This is a genomic window from Chryseobacterium flavum (genome assembly GCF_003385595.1).
GTDB classification, from domain to species: domain Bacteria; phylum Bacteroidota; class Bacteroidia; order Flavobacteriales; family Weeksellaceae; genus Chryseobacterium; species Chryseobacterium flavum.
On sequence record NZ_QNUE01000027.1, the window covers coordinates 32,395 to 48,498 of the forward strand.

General features: G+C 36.9%; 19 protein-coding genes. 10 read left to right on the forward strand and 9 right to left on the reverse strand.

Annotation, left to right across the window (positions count from 1 at the left end; genetic code table 11):
- Nucleotides 1-102: 102 nt before the first annotated feature.
- The 4 genes from DRF59_RS19845 to DRF59_RS19860 are packed head-to-tail and all read right to left on the reverse strand — an operon-like array spanning nt 103 to nt 3,910.
- On the reverse strand, nt 103-567 hold the full coding sequence (locus DRF59_RS19845) for a hypothetical protein (RefSeq protein WP_115964226.1): 465 nt from the start codon (nt 565-567) through the stop codon (nt 103-105).
- 22 nt (nt 568-589) lie between these two features.
- Nucleotides 590-1,051, reverse strand: a complete 462-nt coding sequence (locus tag DRF59_RS19850; protein ID WP_115964228.1) for a lipocalin-like domain-containing protein — start codon at nt 1,049-1,051, stop codon at nt 590-592.
- On the reverse strand, nt 1,048-1,851 hold the full coding sequence (locus tag DRF59_RS19855) for a hypothetical protein (RefSeq protein WP_123873719.1): 804 nt from the start codon (nt 1,849-1,851) through the stop codon (nt 1,048-1,050). The genes DRF59_RS19850 and DRF59_RS19855 overlap by 4 nt, the downstream gene beginning before the upstream one ends.
- A gap of 37 nt (nt 1,852-1,888) precedes the next feature.
- Nucleotides 1,889-3,910: a DUF3857 domain-containing protein gene (locus tag DRF59_RS19860; RefSeq protein ID WP_115964232.1), complete on the reverse strand. Its 2,022-nt coding sequence runs from the start codon at nt 3,908-3,910 to the stop codon at nt 1,889-1,891.
- Nucleotides 3,911-4,058: 148 nt separating this feature from the next.
- On the opposite strand from DRF59_RS19860, the gene DRF59_RS21165 reads away from it, so the two are divergent.
- Nucleotides 4,059-4,670 carry a DUF4377 domain-containing protein gene (locus DRF59_RS21165; protein WP_241505642.1) on the forward strand — a complete coding sequence of 204 codons (612 nt, stop codon included), beginning with the start codon at nt 4,059-4,061 and terminating at the stop codon, nt 4,668-4,670.
- 142 nt (nt 4,671-4,812) lie between these two features.
- Here DRF59_RS21165 and DRF59_RS19875 read toward each other — a convergent pair whose 3' ends face one another.
- Nucleotides 4,813-5,751, reverse strand: a complete 939-nt coding sequence (locus DRF59_RS19875) for an SPFH domain-containing protein (RefSeq protein WP_002978074.1) — start codon at nt 5,749-5,751, stop codon at nt 4,813-4,815.
- Between the two features lie 149 nt (nt 5,752-5,900).
- Between DRF59_RS19875 and DRF59_RS19880 the strand changes: the two genes are divergently transcribed.
- From DRF59_RS19880 to DRF59_RS19905, 6 genes are all read left to right on the forward strand, one after another.
- On the forward strand, nt 5,901-6,515 hold the full coding sequence (locus DRF59_RS19880; RefSeq protein WP_115964234.1) for a Crp/Fnr family transcriptional regulator: 615 nt from the start codon (nt 5,901-5,903) through the stop codon (nt 6,513-6,515).
- A gap of 108 nt (nt 6,516-6,623) precedes the next feature.
- The gene (locus DRF59_RS19885; RefSeq protein WP_115964236.1) at nt 6,624-7,157 is read left to right on the forward strand and encodes a YceI family protein; all 534 of its coding nucleotides are present in this window, start codon (nt 6,624-6,626) and stop codon (nt 7,155-7,157) included.
- Nucleotides 7,158-7,183: 26 nt separating this feature from the next.
- Nucleotides 7,184-7,402, forward strand: coding sequence for a tautomerase family protein (locus DRF59_RS19890; protein ID WP_115964238.1), 219 nt, complete (start codon nt 7,184-7,186; stop codon nt 7,400-7,402).
- Between the two features lie 6 nt (nt 7,403-7,408).
- Nucleotides 7,409-8,143 carry an SDR family NAD(P)-dependent oxidoreductase gene (locus DRF59_RS19895; protein WP_115964240.1) on the forward strand — a complete coding sequence of 245 codons (735 nt, stop codon included), beginning with the start codon at nt 7,409-7,411 and terminating at the stop codon, nt 8,141-8,143.
- Nucleotides 8,140-8,592, forward strand: coding sequence for a nuclear transport factor 2 family protein (locus DRF59_RS19900; protein WP_115964242.1), 453 nt, complete (start codon nt 8,140-8,142; stop codon nt 8,590-8,592). Before DRF59_RS19895 ends, DRF59_RS19900 begins: the two co-directional genes overlap by 4 nt.
- A 29-nt stretch (nt 8,593-8,621) precedes the next feature.
- Nucleotides 8,622-9,695 (forward strand): NAD(P)H-dependent flavin oxidoreductase, encoded by a 1,074-nt coding sequence (locus DRF59_RS19905; protein WP_115964243.1) that lies wholly within the window; start codon nt 8,622-8,624, stop codon nt 9,693-9,695.
- A 7-nt stretch (nt 9,696-9,702) separates the two neighbouring features.
- On the opposite strand, the gene DRF59_RS19910 is transcribed toward DRF59_RS19905, so the two are convergent.
- Nucleotides 9,703-11,058 carry a deoxyguanosinetriphosphate triphosphohydrolase gene (locus DRF59_RS19910; RefSeq protein ID WP_115964245.1) on the reverse strand — a complete coding sequence of 452 codons (1,356 nt, stop codon included), beginning with the start codon at nt 11,056-11,058 and terminating at the stop codon, nt 9,703-9,705.
- 182 nt (nt 11,059-11,240) lie between these two features.
- Between DRF59_RS19910 and DRF59_RS19915 the strand changes: the two genes are divergently transcribed.
- Together DRF59_RS19915 and DRF59_RS19920 are read left to right on the forward strand one after the other, a co-directional pair.
- The gene (locus DRF59_RS19915; protein WP_115964247.1) at nt 11,241-11,867 is read left to right on the forward strand and encodes a class I SAM-dependent methyltransferase; all 627 of its coding nucleotides are present in this window, start codon (nt 11,241-11,243) and stop codon (nt 11,865-11,867) included.
- 128 nt (nt 11,868-11,995) lie between these two features.
- Nucleotides 11,996-12,733 (forward strand): DNA-formamidopyrimidine glycosylase family protein, encoded by a 738-nt coding sequence (locus DRF59_RS19920; RefSeq protein WP_115964249.1) that lies wholly within the window; start codon nt 11,996-11,998, stop codon nt 12,731-12,733.
- 41 nt (nt 12,734-12,774) lie between these two features.
- Here the strand turns inward: DRF59_RS19920 and DRF59_RS19925 are convergent, their stop codons facing one another.
- Together DRF59_RS19925 and DRF59_RS19930 are read right to left on the reverse strand one after the other, a co-directional pair.
- On the reverse strand, nt 12,775-13,497 hold the full coding sequence (locus DRF59_RS19925) for a LytR/AlgR family response regulator transcription factor (RefSeq protein WP_115964251.1): 723 nt from the start codon (nt 13,495-13,497) through the stop codon (nt 12,775-12,777).
- Nucleotides 13,497-14,573, reverse strand: coding sequence for a sensor histidine kinase (locus DRF59_RS19930; protein WP_115964253.1), 1,077 nt, complete (start codon nt 14,571-14,573; stop codon nt 13,497-13,499). The genes DRF59_RS19925 and DRF59_RS19930 overlap by 1 nt, the downstream gene beginning before the upstream one ends.
- Before the next feature lie 191 nt (nt 14,574-14,764).
- On the opposite strand from DRF59_RS19930, the gene DRF59_RS19935 reads away from it, so the two are divergent.
- Complete coding sequence (locus DRF59_RS19935) at nt 14,765-15,193, forward strand: hypothetical protein (protein ID WP_115964255.1); 429 nt, start codon at nt 14,765-14,767, stop codon at nt 15,191-15,193.
- A 7-nt stretch (nt 15,194-15,200) separates the two neighbouring features.
- Here the strand turns inward: DRF59_RS19935 and DRF59_RS19940 are convergent, their stop codons facing one another.
- Entirely contained in the window at nt 15,201-15,536 is a 336-nt protein-coding gene (locus DRF59_RS19940) for a DMT family transporter (RefSeq protein WP_115964257.1), read from the reverse strand.
- Nucleotides 15,537-16,104: the final 568 nt, after the last annotated feature.

The window sequence follows — 16,104 nt, forward strand, 5'->3', positions numbered from 1 at the left end:
CTTGCTTTGCACGGATGGCAAAAGTACTGCTGAGTTTTTGAAATAAAGTCTTATATTTTTCAAAGTTAGCATCTCTATTGAGATTACCTCGGTTCGCAATGGCTATACTTCAGCGGGATTCTGTTTATCTCCATGAAGCTTCTTCCCTATCCAATATCCCAATGAAGGCAGAATAAAAGACAGTACTACCGGAACTACCAATGCCAGTCCGGAACCATCAAGAATAACCGTTAACGGAAAAAGATATCCATTATAAACCAGAAGGGCCAGAGAAAAAAGGAAACTGTCACTATTCCCTGTGGAAAGAATATTGAAGCTGCTTCCAAACTGATCAAACAGACCGGAGCAAATGAATAAGAACACATTTATAAAAAACATCCACAGAACAGTTCTGTAAATCATTCCCTTCCTTGCGTTCAGATAACCTGCAAAGAACAAAAAAACAGACAGGATTCCGGAAACGGTATAATCCAGTCCTGACATTGCCTCCCCACTTTGGGTTCTTCCAAAGAAATACATGGCATACAATACCAGATTTACAAGATAGATTAGCGTTACATAATTCATAAATCAGAAGTTATATTTACAATCAGTATTGTTTTTCAAGTATATCGTAGTGAACGGTATTTGCTATTTTTTCAGCCAGAGCATCCCCGTCTATTTTTACCCGTTCAGGAATATAGCTTGAAAAAGTGACCGTACCATCCCCATTCATTGTTACCACTACTTCTTCGAGGATATTCTGATCATTTATATAAAACTGAATTCTGTTTTCCACAATTCTCCAAAAAGAAAGTCTGGGTTCAGAAGGAGCACAGTTTCCTGTACTTCCTTCTGTATAATTGTAAATTGCAAAACCATCTTCCCGTATTGCATAATTCCTCATAAGTCTGCAATGATCAAAATCTTTGATCACTTTCTTATTGTCTTCATAAAATCCGGATTCTTTAAGTTTCCAGAATCCTGTAACCTGCTCTTTCTTTAAGGTCTGAGCGTTTATAAAAGAGCAAAAAACCCAAAGGCAGGTAAAGGAAAATAATATCCGCGTCATTTTTTCTTACTTTTTATTGTTCGATCTGAGGAGTTTTCTTTATCCATATCTTCTCCCAGATCAAGAAGTCCCCTGGAAAGTGCTGATGCCATATCTCCATGCTTTTCTCCTTCCTCCCAGGTTTCCAATGCTTTATCCTGAAGCCCTAAAATCATGTAATAGGCCCCCAGAACATTGTAACCTTCTGTTTCACCAAGGCTTACTATTTTTTGAGAAAGCCTGATCAGTTCCGGATGAGGTTTTAATTTTTTTTCTTTTATCTTTTCCGGATCACCTTCTAACAGACCGGGAGTATATTTTACCATCTTGATCCCAAATGTATTGAGACAGGCTTTAGGCAAGCCACGGTTACAAAAATCTTCATTAATATTCAGAAGGTCATCAGAAAATAAAGCATCGAGCGCAGACCTGTTTTTTGTTTTATCATAAAAAGCTGCCAGTAAAGCTGCTTTTCTTTGAGCTTCTTCCGGATCCTTTCTGTTATTAACTTCTGAGCTGTCTTTTTTTGGGGCCCAGACTCCTTTTTTCACCCAGTCGGAAATGCCAATTAATTTTCCTTTTTTGATTTTAAAAATAAATATATCCTTATCCGGAAAAACAATCAGGCTGTCATTTCTGGTAAAATAATATCCATTGGAAATCCCTCCTGCTACTTTCCCGTTACCATCAAAGCTAAAGCCTTTGTAAAATGTTTCATTTCCCTGTTCTTCAAAATACCCTTGTAAAGCATTGTCTGCCTGCTGGGCAAAAGTAAAACCGGTTATAAAAAACATTGAAAACACAACCCATAACTTCTTCATCTGAACTACTCTTTTCATCTGAACTATCAACCGATGTTTATTTAAATTTTTTCTTAAAGCTGAACTTAAGCCGGTTCATCAATCCCGGTTCTATGATATCAATTCCCAGTCCGAAGTTACTGTCTGCCACAATATGATGATCATTTCTGAACTGTTCAAATTCACTCTGTGGAATTTCAATATTAATAAGAGGATTGTATTCAATGTATACACTTGCCCCGTTCTTATTTACTTTTTTACGGCTTTTATAATCAAAATACGGATTGGCAATGGTACTTTCCTGAACGGTATATTTTTCTTCAGTATCAATTTTATGATCTGTATGCAGGTTGATCTCATACTTCTCACTGTCGAAATTATGCCAGAACGGTAAATCTTTATGCATGAAATCCCTTGCACTTGCCTTTACTACATTCCGGTCGAAATACATCAGGAAACGGTTCTTCTGCGGATCTACAAAATACGGGTTCTCAACACTGGCAGAATACTGAACCTTCACTTCATTCAGTCTCTTGTCATCGCTTACCACATCAATGGCGGCATCTTTGAACACATTACGTACATCTGTACCGTTCCTGTCGCCGGAATAATTAAGCGCATAGAAAAGGAAGCTGTTCCAGCTGTCTATAATTTCCCTCTTATTGGTACTCTTAAAATATCTTCTCATCGCATTAGCCCTGTTTCCTTTGTAGGTAGTTGACAAAGTAAGCTTACCCGTATTTCCCTGTGCAATAAAATCTACTTTTTCATCAATGCAGAAATAAGGGTATTTATAAGGCTTTCTTACCTGCAGCTCCTGATCTTTTTTCACTTCCAGATAATGCATAAAATACATAAATCCTCTGTTCTCTATCAGCCCGAATTCATCACGGATGGTAGCATCAATAAAATATTCCTGTCCTTTGTAATTTACTTTTACCACAACATGGTTGAAGCTTAAAAGAGACGGCAGGTAATATTTGATATAATAATCTGTATTGAAATTTACCAATACTACGGAAGCTTCTACTCCGATATAATCAAGGATTACCTTTAATAAAACCGATTTTGCCTTACAATCTCCCTGCTTGTTTTCATACGTTACTGATGGTTCCTGTGGTTTATGCCCATTCATTTCATCAGCATTGAAGATATAATAAATATGGTTCTGGACATATTCTATGGCAAACCGGAGTTTTTCATCCTGATCAGTAATCGCATCCAGCTTTTCAATCAGGTTCGGCGCAAAATCTTTTAAGGAAGCTTTATTGAAAACCTCTTCATAAATAGGCACAACATAGTTGGAGAGGTCTTTCCAGTTGCTTTCTGTAGCAAAATCTACATAAGGAAAAATCTCACGTCCGGAATCTACAGGATTGATATAGTTCTGCTCTTCAATAACAAATCGATCTCCTTTTTTCAGATGATTTACTTCCGGTTCAAGAACATTACCCTGTTCATCTCTGAAAAACGTTTTTTTATAAGCGATCGTCTGATCACGCTCATTGATGAATGTGAATTTAAAGCTGCCATAAGCCCAGTAATTATCCGGGCTTACCCACACATATTTTGAAAATTCCTTTCTCAGGAAATCACGATCGGTAAATTCTTTAATCCTTGAGTCTTCTAAAATCAGTACATCATATAATCTGAGATCTTTGATCGTAATATTGATTTTTTTATTACTGCTCAGCACCCCTCCGCTGCTCTGATTTTCACTGTCAAGGACTTTTATTTTCGTATCCGGAATTTTATCGATCAGTACACCGTCCCTCAGAACGCTGATCCTGTGAATCTGGTATATTTCATTCTCTTCCACGATAACATCTGAAACAGAGGCTCTTTCCAGGTTTCCAGGCTCATTCAGGGTATATGCCATACAGACATATTCACTGTTTTCCGTATTGCTTGTATAATATTTTTTATCCAGAAAGTAGCAATAGTCCCTGCCTTCATCGATTTGTCTTCTGGCAAATTCCGAATCTTTAATCCGGTTTATGATTTCCTCATCACCGATATTCCCCGCCCACTCTTCAGGCTTCTGAATTTTATATTGTTCCACTTGAATCTGATTATCCATATAACAGTTAATTATTGTGTTTTTAAATCATAAATTATTAGAAGCTTCAAATTAAACGATTAAAAAAGTAAAAAACAATAGCAGAATTGCGACAATTCACCGGAAATTCCGGCATGGTAATTGCGAGGTAACTTTTAAAATCAAGTTTATGAAAAGTATAGCAACAATTCTAAAAGGAGCAGCTCCCGCTTTAGCATTATTCGCAATGACACAATGTACAACCACCGCCGGAGCAAGAGCTTCTGATGAAAAAACGTTCATCGTAGGACCTCAGACTGCAGATTGTACAGGTGTAGCTCCTATGAAATGTCTGCAGGTAAAAGAAAAGGCTTCTGACAGCTGGACGAATTTCTACAGTAATATTGAAGGATTTACTTATGAGCCGGGATATGAATATGTTTTAAAAGTAAAAACTGAAAATATTGCCAACCCGCCAGCCGACGGATCCTCCATAAAGTATACATTGGTAAAGCAGGTTTCTAAAACGAAAGCAGAAATAGCAGCCAATGAAAAAACAATCATTGTAGGACCTCAAACCGTGGATTGTTCTGCAGGAGCAGGCCGTATGAAGTGTATGCAGGTTAAAGAGAATGCTTCTGACAGCTGGACGAATTTCTACAGCACTATTGAAGGATTCACCTATGAGCCGGGATATGAATATGTTTTAAAAGTGAAAACTGAAAAAATTGAAAATCCGCCGGCAGATGCTTCTTCAATCAAATATATATTGACAGAACAGGTTTCTAAAACGAAGAAATAATAATAAAAAACGCTTCTGAAATTCAGAAGCGTTTTTTATTGCAGAAAGCTTGAAGAATGAAGCCTGAAATTATTTTTGACAATCACGGAAAATTTTCCATTCATTTTTTCAGTTCAATTTAAGCTTCTTTTTTTCTTTTATCTTAAAATCCGGATTCTTTTTGAGGAGGTTCAGGATATTTACCTTTGGTGGCTTCCCCTACTGTATTTGCGGTTGTCATAGCCACAACAAGATCATTCAGCATTCCGCTTGCTGCAGTGGGTGAATTGGGAAGAAGTACAAGGTTACTTCTGTTGCTTGCCCCCACTGAATGCAGAGTATCATAGTGCTGTGTCACCACAATAAGTGCTGACGCTTCATGAGAATTGATATCTACATTATTCAGCATTCTTACGGACTCTTCAAGTCCTTTTGCTATTTCTCTCCTTTGATCGGCAATTCCCTGTCCCTGAAGTTTCTTAGATTCTGCCTCTGCTTTTGCAACGGCTACAATACGGATTCTTTGTGCTTCAGATTCATATTCTGCGGCGGTTTTTTCTCTTTCCGCAGCGTTAATTCTGTTCATCGCATGTTTTACCTGCTCATCCGGATCAATATCAGTAACCAGCGCTTTGATGATATCATAACCATAACTGTTCATAGCTTCCTGAAGCTCGCTTTTTACGGCTACCGCAATATCATCTTTTCTCACAAAAACATCATCCAGCTTGAGCTTAGGAACCTCAGCACGTACTACATCGAATACAAAAGAGGTAATTTGATTCTCAGGATTTTCCAGACGATAGTAAGCATCTCCCACCTGGTTTCTGATCACCTGATACTGAACGGAAATTTTCATTTTAATGAAAACATTATCCAATGTTTTGGTGTCAATCATCACATCCAGCTGCTGGATTCTCAGGTTCAGTCTTTTAGCGATCTGATCTATAATCGGCAGTTTAAGATGGAGACCGGAATGTTTTACAGCCTGAAATTTCCCGAAGCGTTCAATAATCGCTGCTGTTTCCTGCTTAACCACAAAAAACGAAGCGAACAAAATGATAAGCCCGAAGAAAATAACGGGCGCTAAGTATATACCCATAGTTTTTAATTTTTTAATATGTCGTTATAAATCCTGTTTTGTTAAAACAATTTTTACCTGTGCTGTTTAAATATAGGAAAAATTAATTTAAGCCTTAAAGCATCATTCACTGGAAATCATGTAGAGTTATTCACAACATTTAAATTAAAATGATCCTGAAAAAACTTACTTTTGATTATTCATTATACATTATGGTCAATTCTAAAGAAATATTAAAAGATCACATCTCTAAATTCACTTCTCTTACTGATGAACAACTTGACTATGTTTTCGGACATTTTGATCTGATTACTTTAAAGAAAGGGCAAAGTCTTATTTCGGAAGGCAATTTCGTGAATCATGAATATTTTGTTCTGGAAGGCTGTTTAAAAGCATTTTATCTTACTGACAATATGAAGATGTTTATTCTTCAGTTTGCCATGCCTACCTGGTGGGTAACGGATTTTGATGCTCTTTACAATAAAACAAGGGCTACCATTAATGTAGACTGCATTACAAATGCAGCAATTTTGTCCATTTCCAATGAGGACAGGGAAAAAATCTGTAATGAAATTCGTGAAGTTGAACATTTTTTCAGATGGCGGACCAATAAAGGATACGTTGCTGCACAGAAGCGTCTGCTTTCTTTTATGAATAACGATGCCAAATTCAGATACGAGGAGCTTTTATCTATGTATCCCCAACTGTACAATCTTGTTCCGAAACATCTGATCGCTTCATATCTTGGAGTAACCAGAGAAACGCTGAGCAGGCTTCATCAATAATCTGCAGCTTTTTAAACTGTTTATTCTCATCTTCATTTTGTGAGGTACATCACGTAAATGTTTCTTTCGGTCAGCTGAACTTTGTATCCATATTTAAACCCAATAAAAATGGATACAAAAAATTTTAAAATCAATGCCGAAAACAGTACTATCGACTGGGTTGGAAGAAAAGTTACCGGAGCTCATAACGGAACAATTCGCATAAAAGAAGGCAACTTCATATTTGAAAACCAAAAACTTCAGTCCGGAAAGTTCGTTATTGATACCCGCTCCATCAAAATCCGTGACATTGAGGATACCGAAACCAATACACAGTTTGCCAACCATCTGGCTTCTGATGACTTCTTCAATTCCGAACAATTTCCTGAAGCTTCATTTGAAATTACTCATGCAGAACCTGGTGATGAGAATCTTTATTACGTACAAGGGCATCTTACCATCAAAGGTATTACTCAACCTACCGATACCAGCCTTCAAATTGTAACAACAGATAATGCAGCTGTTCTAAAAGCCAAACTTGTAGTAGACAGAACAAAATTCAATATCAGATTCAGGTCCTCTAACTTCTTTACCAACCTGGGTGATACGTTGATCTACAACAACTTTGATTTAAACATTCATCTTATTGCGGAAGCTTATTAATTCAATAACTCTAAAAATTTATCATCATGCCATTCATCAAAGTAGATGTGCTTCGCGAAGACCTTAACCGCGAAACAAAACAACAGCTAATCAGAAAAATCAGTGAAGATGTAACCTCGGTTTTGAATAAGGATCCTCATTTAACACATATTGTTATTAACGAAATTGAAGACGATAACTGGGGGTATGCAGGGGAACAGGTGTCAGTATTAAAACAACAGGGATTTTCAACAGTAAAAAAGTAATCAGCAGTGAAAAAACAAACCGTAATCATAACAGGAGCCTCTTCAGGAATAGGATTGGAAACTGCCCGCTATTTTTTAAATCAAGGGGATAACGTGGTCATTAATTCACAAACAGCAGTCAAATTAGAGAAAGTGTATCATGAACTGGGAGCCGGAGAAAATCTGGCAATGGTTGCCGGAAATGTTTCGGATAAGACAACAGGAGAAGCACTGGTGAAAACAGCTTTAGAAAGGTTCGGATCTGCTGATGTGCTCATCAACAACGCCGGAATTTACGAAAACAAACCATTTCTGGAAGTTACTGAAGACTATCTGGACCGTTTTTTAAGCATCAATTTAAAAGGAACATTCTTTACCACACAGGCGGCCATTCCTCAAATGATCAGAAAAAAAGACGGAGTGATTATCAATGTGGGAACGCCATTAGTGTACCATGCCATTGCCCAATCTCCTTCTACGGCACCTATTTCGAGTAAGGGAGCTATTCATGCTCTTACCTTACAGCTTGCTGCAGAGTTTGGAAAAGACAATATCAGGGTTAATACGGTTGCGCCGGGATTGATCAGGACTCCGATGCATGGTGCAGGTCTTGATAACAATGCAGGAATGCACCTCATCAACCGTATCGGGGAACCTGAAGAAGTGGCTCAGATGATTTATGCGATTGCTAAAAATAAATTAATCTCCGGAGCCATCATCAATGTTGACGGAGGGATGGGTGCAGGACATCACTTATCATGAAACTATCATTAATTATAGCATGGCTGTTCAGCTTTCCGTTGAGCGGTCATGCACAAAACCTTAAGAATATGAAAACCATTCAGGCACCAGAAACCGAAATAAGAAATGTCATAGAGCATTATTATTCCAAGGGAATTTATAAAGGCGATACAGAACTTTTGAAAAAGGCTTTTTATAAAGATGCCCTGCTTTTCGGAGATATCAATGGAATTCCTTATTTCAAAACTGCGGAACAGTATATTGAAGGAGTGGGAAACCGCGTAAGTCCGAAAAAATCGGGAAAGGATTTTATAGCTGAAATTATTTCAGTTGATATCATCAATTCAATTGCTGTCGCGAAATTGCATGTAAAAATGTATGACTTCAATTATTATAATTTCATAACTTTCAATAACATAGAAGGGAAATGGCTCATTGTTAACAAGACATTGACCCATGTACAACCTTAATTCAAGCTTTTAATGTAAACCAAAAAAACATGTGGAACAAAAATAGAATTACAGAATTAATCGGAATTGAATACCCTATCTTTCAGGGTCCTTTTGGCGGAGATTTTTCTACTGTTGAACTGACAACTACAGTGAGTAATCTTGGCGGACTGGGAGGTTTCGGAGCCTACACTTTGTCACCCCGGGAAATCTATGACATTCACCATAAAATACAGTCGAAAACTGATAAACCATACAATCTTAATCTGTGGGTAAGCGATAACGATATCATTGACGAAAAACATACAAAAGAGCAATATCAGAAGGCTGTTGAAACTTTCAAACCTTATTTTGATCTTTTGGATATAGATATTCCGGCACCTCCACCCTCTTTTGAATCGAGATTCCAAAATCAGCTGGAAGTGATCTTTGACATCAAACCTAAAGTTTTCAGCTTTATGTTTGGGTTGCTGAATGAAAACATCATCGAAGATCTTCATCATCAGGGAACTGTTGTGTTGGGAAATGCGACGACACTGGATGAAGCTGTTGCTTTGGAAAAAACCGGAGTAGATATTATCGTCGCTTCAGGATTTGAAAGCGGCGGCCACAGACCTTCATTTCTGGACAGGTCTGAACTTTCAACAACGGGAACTTTTGCTTTAATTCAATTAATCCGGGATCGTGTAAAGATTCCTGTAGTTGCTGCCGGGGGAATAGCGAACGGCCATGGCATTGTAGGTGCTTTCCAGCTGGGAGCAGAAGCAGTACAGATTGGAACAGCATTTCTTGCAACGGAAGAATCCGGGGCGCTAGCCGTTCACAAAGAATTGTTATTTTCCGCAGCTGCAAAATCTACCACTCTTACCAGGGCGTACACAGGAAGATTAGGGCGCGGAATTACGACAAAAATCACAAAGGATGTACTGACTGCAACTGATAAAATATTGCCATTTCCTTTGCAGGCCCAGTTTATGAGAACCTTGAGAAAAGCTGCTTTGGAACAACAGAAAAATGATCTGGTATTCTTCTGGTCCGGACAGATTGCTCCTATTTTAAAGCATAAAAAAGCCTCCACCTTAATGAAATCATTAATCGAAGAGGCTTCTGAATTATTACAATAAATAGAATTTACACGGTCATTCCGATGTCTATTCCTTTAATTTTTCTATACAGATCGGTAGCATAATTATCAGTCATGCCCGAGACGAAATCAATGACCCCGAGGACTTTCTGGTAATCGGTTCCGTCATTGTAAATGAATTGCTTTGGAATTAATTTCAAAGCTTTTTCATCATAAGACTTTCTGTTGGCTTCAGGCTTCAGAATGGAAGGAATAAAATGATCCAGCAATTCGTACATTACATTATACCCGGCATTTTCAATTTCAACCACTGCCTTGTGATTGTAAATTTTCTCTACCGAGAAACTCTCAATATCCTGCAGTGCTTTATTTTCTTTTTTATAGATATCAAGTAAACCGTTACCAAGATTTCCTTCAAGAATGGTTTCAAAGTTATGCTTATACATCTCAATTGATTTGTTGATCAAGGCATTGATCACTTTTGCTCTCAAATAGGAAATCTGTTCATTTTCGTTGGAGATAGAGCCTAATTTTGTCTCAATTCTCTGAACATCATCTGTTTCAGATTTTACCAGCTCGAAAAATAAGTTTTTACAATCTGCCGTTGAAACAATCCCGAGCCTGTGAGCATCTTCCATATCAATAATATTGTAGCAGATGTCATCAGCTGCTTCTACCAGCCATACGAAAGGATGCCTTTTAAAAATATGAGGTTCTTCACTCTCGGGAATAAGATGAGTTCCTTTTGCAATGTCAAGAAATATATCTTTTTCATTCTGGAAAAACCCGAATTTTTTCCTGTGAATAATTCCTTTTTTCTTGGCGACTGCTTCACATGGATATTTGGCAATACTGGCCAGTGTAGAAAATGTCAGCTGTATTCCCCCTGCATCTTTTCCCTGTTGCTGCTGCGCCAGAACCCTGATCGCATTTGCATTTCCTTCAAAATTCACCAGATCCGCCCATTCCTTTTCATTGAATTTTGTCTTCAGGTCTCTTTCATTTCTTTCAAAATAACTTGCAATAGCATCTTCACCAGAGTGCCCGAAAGCCGGATTTCCTACATCATGACACAGACAGGCAGCAGCAATTACATTTCCTAAATTATATAAGTAAAAATTCTTTGAATCTTCAGTAAGTTCATTTTTAAAATCTTCAGCAATAAATTCACCGACAATACTTCCTAAACTTCGTCCTACAGACGATACTTCCAGAGAATGTGTAAGTCTGTTGTGTACAAAAACACTGCCGGGAAGAGGAAAAACCTGCGTTTTATTCTGCAGTCTTCTGAAAGCAGAAGAGAAGATGATCCTGTCGAAATCCCTTTGAAAATCAGTTCTTGAAGCTTTAGTGTGCGGATTATTTCCTGTACGTTGATTGGTGAAAATCTGGTTTAAATTCATCATTTTTCAAAATTACTTCAAATTTTAGTTTTATGGAATAGTATTTACACTTTTATTATACAGATTGTATTATTCAAAAAATCTATGATCACCACTCGTTTTTTAATAGGATATACTTCGCAAAAACATCTTACATTTGAATATAAAACTTCGGATTTATCCGTTACTTTAAAATATAACCAATGAAAGACAATATCTGGCTTGAAAAATGGGATGAGAGATACAGCACCGAAACTTTTGCCTATGGTACTGAACCCAATAATTATCTGAAAGAACAGCTTAACAAATTAAATCCCGGTAAAATACTTTTCCCGGCTGACGGGGAAGGACGGAATTCAGTATATGCTGCAGTGAAAGGGTGGAAAGCTTCAGCATTTGATATCAGCTCCGGAGGACAAAAGAAAGCCCTGCAGCTGGCTCAAAATAACCTGGTTACCATTGATTACCAGGTCGGCGAACTGCACGCCTTGAACTACGAAAAGGAGCAGTTCGATGTCATAGCCCTCATCTATGCTCATTTTCCTGCAGAAATAAAATCATCAATACATAAGACGCTTGATCAGTATCTCCGCAAAGGCGGGACCATTATTTTTGAAGCGTTCAGTAAAAATCACCTTGACTATCTCGCAAGAAATGAAAAAGTAGGCGGGCCAAAAGATATTGGCTCCTTGTTTTCTATTGAGGAAATCCGGTCTGATTTTCCCAACTACGATATTCTTGAACTTGCGGAAACCGAAACAGAGCTGAATGAAGGGATCTTCCACAACGGAACCGGTTCTGTTATAAGATTCTCAGGCAGAAAGCAGTAATGTATGTCAAAGGCGGAAGTTTATATGACAGCTTCCCGCCTCTGCTCCGTCGCTAAGCTTTTTTCAATAAAATGACTTATTTACAATTACGGAATAGTATTTGAACTTTTATAAAAAAAATAAATGCTATGCCTGAAGGTCCCTCTATAATTTTAATGAAAGAAAGCCTGCAGCCGTTTGTTGGTCAAATAGTAACAGAAGCTTCAGGGAATGCCAAATTTGAAAAAGAGCCGCTGATCGGCCAGACCCTTTTGGAAATCCGTACTTTTGGAAAACAGACTTATCTTGTTTTTGAAAGGATGGCGGTTCGTATACATTTATTAATGTTCGGTTCTTACAGTGTTGATGAGCAGACCAAACCTGATAAAAGTCTTCGCCTCTCGCTTATTTTTCCGACGGGAGGAATGTATTTTTATACATGCTCAGTAAAACCCGCAGAGCTGGAAGCCCTTTCAGCAATTGACTGGGAAGCTGATGTCCTCAGCAATCAATGGAGTCCTGAAAAAGCGAAACAAAAACTAAAGGCAGATCCGGAAATGATAGTTTGTGATGCACTGATGGATCAGAACATCTTTTCAGGGGTTGGAAATATCATTAAAAATGAGGTCCTTTTCAGAATCAGGGTACATCCTGAAAGCTTAACAGGCAAACTACCCGCTAAGAAATTAAACGAACTTATTACAGAAGCCAGAAATTACAGCTTTGATTTCCTGGAATGGAAAAGGGAATTTACCCTGAAAAAGCATTGGCTCGTCCACACCAGGTCAACCTGTCCCGCCTGCGGACAAAAACTAATCAAAAAGCAAACAGGAAAAGGGAAAAGAAGAAGCTTTTATTGTGAAAAAGATCAGAAGCTGTATCTGTAATCCTGTATTCAGTTATAATACCCTGATCTGGTATAAAATGGTTAGTCAGAATTCAGAAGGCCCCCTGCATATTTTTCAAAAAAATCTGCTCTGTATACCTCACCTATAGGAATTTCCGAACTCTCAATATAGATCGTATGATTATCAAATGAATCAATATAGTCCAAATTGACAACATAAGACTTACTCACCCGGATAAAGCGGTCTCCTGAAACTTTCTGGTGGATGGTCTTCAGGTTCATTGCCGTAATCAGTTTTTGCTGCCTGATATGAATGACCACATAATCCTTCAGTCCTTCTATGAATTTTATTTCCGAGAAGTTGATCTTATAAAACCTTCTTTCGGCTTTAATAAAAAGAAAATCAGTGCTATTGGATTCTATGGTATTTTTCACGGTATCTTTTGACAGAAGTTCAGCATACAATACTGCTTTGTCAATCGCTTTTTCCAGTCTTCCCGGATCAATTGGTTTCAAAAGGTAATCTACCGCCTCCAGCTCATAGCTTTTCAGGGCATACTGGGCGTAAGCAGTAGTAAAAATGATCAGTGATCTTTTAGGAAGCATTTCTGCAAATTCCACCCCTGTCACCACAGGCATTTCAATATCCAGGAAAATAAGGTCCACTTCATTATCCTTCAAGAATTCCAGAGCTGATAAGGCATTGGAAAACTCACCGAGAATCTCAATTTTCGATGTTTCATTGATCAGCGACCGCATTTCTTCCCGTGCCAGCGGTTCATCATCTACTATTATACAATTCATCAGACCGGAATTTTTAAATGTACAGTATATTCATTACTTCCTGATATCATCTGCAGTTCAAAGGTATCTCCATACAAAAGCTCAAGCCTTCTTTTAATATTGGTAAGCCCCAGCCCGCTATTCTTTTTATCAGACACCTTGTATGCAGGATTCCTGGAATTTACACACATAAAATGAAGCTGTCTGTTTTCCACTTTAATCTCTATTTTCACATACGAATCCTTATCACTAAGATCAACACTATGTTTAACAGCATTCTCTACAAAAGTAGTAAACAGATTGGGAGGAATAAAGATGGTATTCAATATTCTTTTATCATTGTCTGTAAAAATATCAAAAGAAAAATGCTCCCGTCTGATCTTTTCCAGATTTAAAAAGTTAGATAAGAAATCAATTTCCGAACTCAGCTGTGTTTTCTCTTCTCCGTTTTCATAAAGCTGATACCTGAGGAATTCAGAAAGCTTGACAATAACCACAGAGGCTTTTTCAGGATTGGTCCTGATAAGGGCTTTCACGTTATTCAGCATATTAAAGAGGAAATGGGGATTGATCTGGTTCCGAAGTGCATTCAGTTCCATATTCAGGGTTAAATTATGAAGTTCATTAATTTTCCTGTTATCGCGGATCCATTTCTGAAAAAGTTTTACGGTAGTGGTGGTCAGAATAATAGGAATACACATAATAATTCCTTCATAAATACCATTTTTGCCACCTTCCCTGTGTACCTCTTCAATTTTATATTCTGCAAAAAAAGTTTTAAATCCGTATCCGATGATATTGAGACCCAGCACCCCCATCATCACAAGCAGTATCAGATAAGTGATGTATTTTTCCTTAAAGAAAAATTTCGGGACCAGGAAATAGATATTAATATAAACCATAATGATCAGTACAGTATATACAAAGGCCAGTATATAATAAGGATAAATACCCGAATATCCATTCCAGAATCTTGAACAGTACAACAGCAGGAAAAAGAAAAGAAGAAATGTGACATGCCGGTGTATCCTGTACCTGCTTTCCAGCAGGAAGTCAATCACCAGTGTTTCTTTAAGTGTAAGCAGGCTGTACTTCATATTCTTAATCCCTTTTTCAGAATACAAAAGTAGGTAATACTAATATTGATCTCTATAATATTATACAAAACCTACATTTTTTTATACCAATTATACACGTTCGGGTTTCGTATAAAATACCTGCCGTTTTGTATAAAAACCCGTTTGTGCAATTCTATTCTGTTTTTCTTTGCATCATTTAATATATGCGTATGGAATTAGCCGTTTTTCAGGAATTAACAAAAGAAATAACCTCAGAATGTTTTTTTATGACAGACTCCCAGCAAGAAGAAAAAGTAATACAGCTTATAGATCTGCATCATTTTATAGAGTGTTATGATCCGGAAATTGAAATCATCAGCTATCTGCATCACCCGATCAATATTGTAAAACATGATCATCTCAAAAAAGGCATTTTATTTTATGACCTGAAGCACTCCCAGATTCCTGATTGGAATGCTTTTGAGGAATTTAAAAGACTCCATAAAATTTCAGAACTATGGTTTGTGTTTGTAGAAGAAAATTTTGTTGCTGATAAAGCTGCTCAATCTGATTTTATCATTGAGAACAGTATAGAAATTTATTATGACAAAATTTTTGTCTTTAATTTTTTTCAGTCCGCTATTCATTCCTTGTACTGAAATACCATCAGTGCGAACCCATTTTTGAAAACACATTAATGATGATTACCCCCAGAACAATCAAAGCTATTCCTATAATGGCAGGCACATCCGGCACCTGTTTAAAGGCTATAATCCCGATTATAGTTATAAATACAATTCCTACTCCCGACCAGATTGCATAAGTGATGCCTACAGGAATCTGACGAAGGGTGAGACTCAGGAAATAAAAAGCACAGGCATATCCTATTACGGTGACCACAGAGGGCCACAGTTTTGAAAATTCTTCTGATTTTTTTAAAAATGAGGTGGCTATGATCTCAAAAATAATTGCCAATGCAAGGAATATATAACTTCGTCCCATCGTTTAATTCTTCATACAAAAGTAATAAAACCGTTCGGGACTCCCTATTGTTATCTGTGAAGATGATTGGCAATCTTAAACCATATGACCCATTACCTCAGAAAGTTAAATATATATTAGATTGTAATATTTACAGATAATATTTTTCTAAAACTATTAGCCATAATTCCAATAAAAATAAACCAAAAAATATAAATGTTAACAATGTAAATACATCAGATAACATTTACCATTTAAACTTAAATATTTAAATATCAACACTCTATATCATTTATATAATATATATTTTGACACAAAAACTGACATTTTATCGTGACAAGATCTTTAAAAAAATGACAAATCCAACCTAAAAAAAATATCGTTTAAAATAAATTTTATTAACAAACAAACAGCATATCAATCTAAATTATCTTTTGAAATTTAAATTGAAAAACAATATTATGCTTCGCATTATTTATTATTTGTTTTATCAACTCCAATATACAAGCCGTTAAACCATTAACGGATTCACAAAAAATTATATAAAAATTAAAAAATTAATTAATATTTTTTCAATAATATATTAATT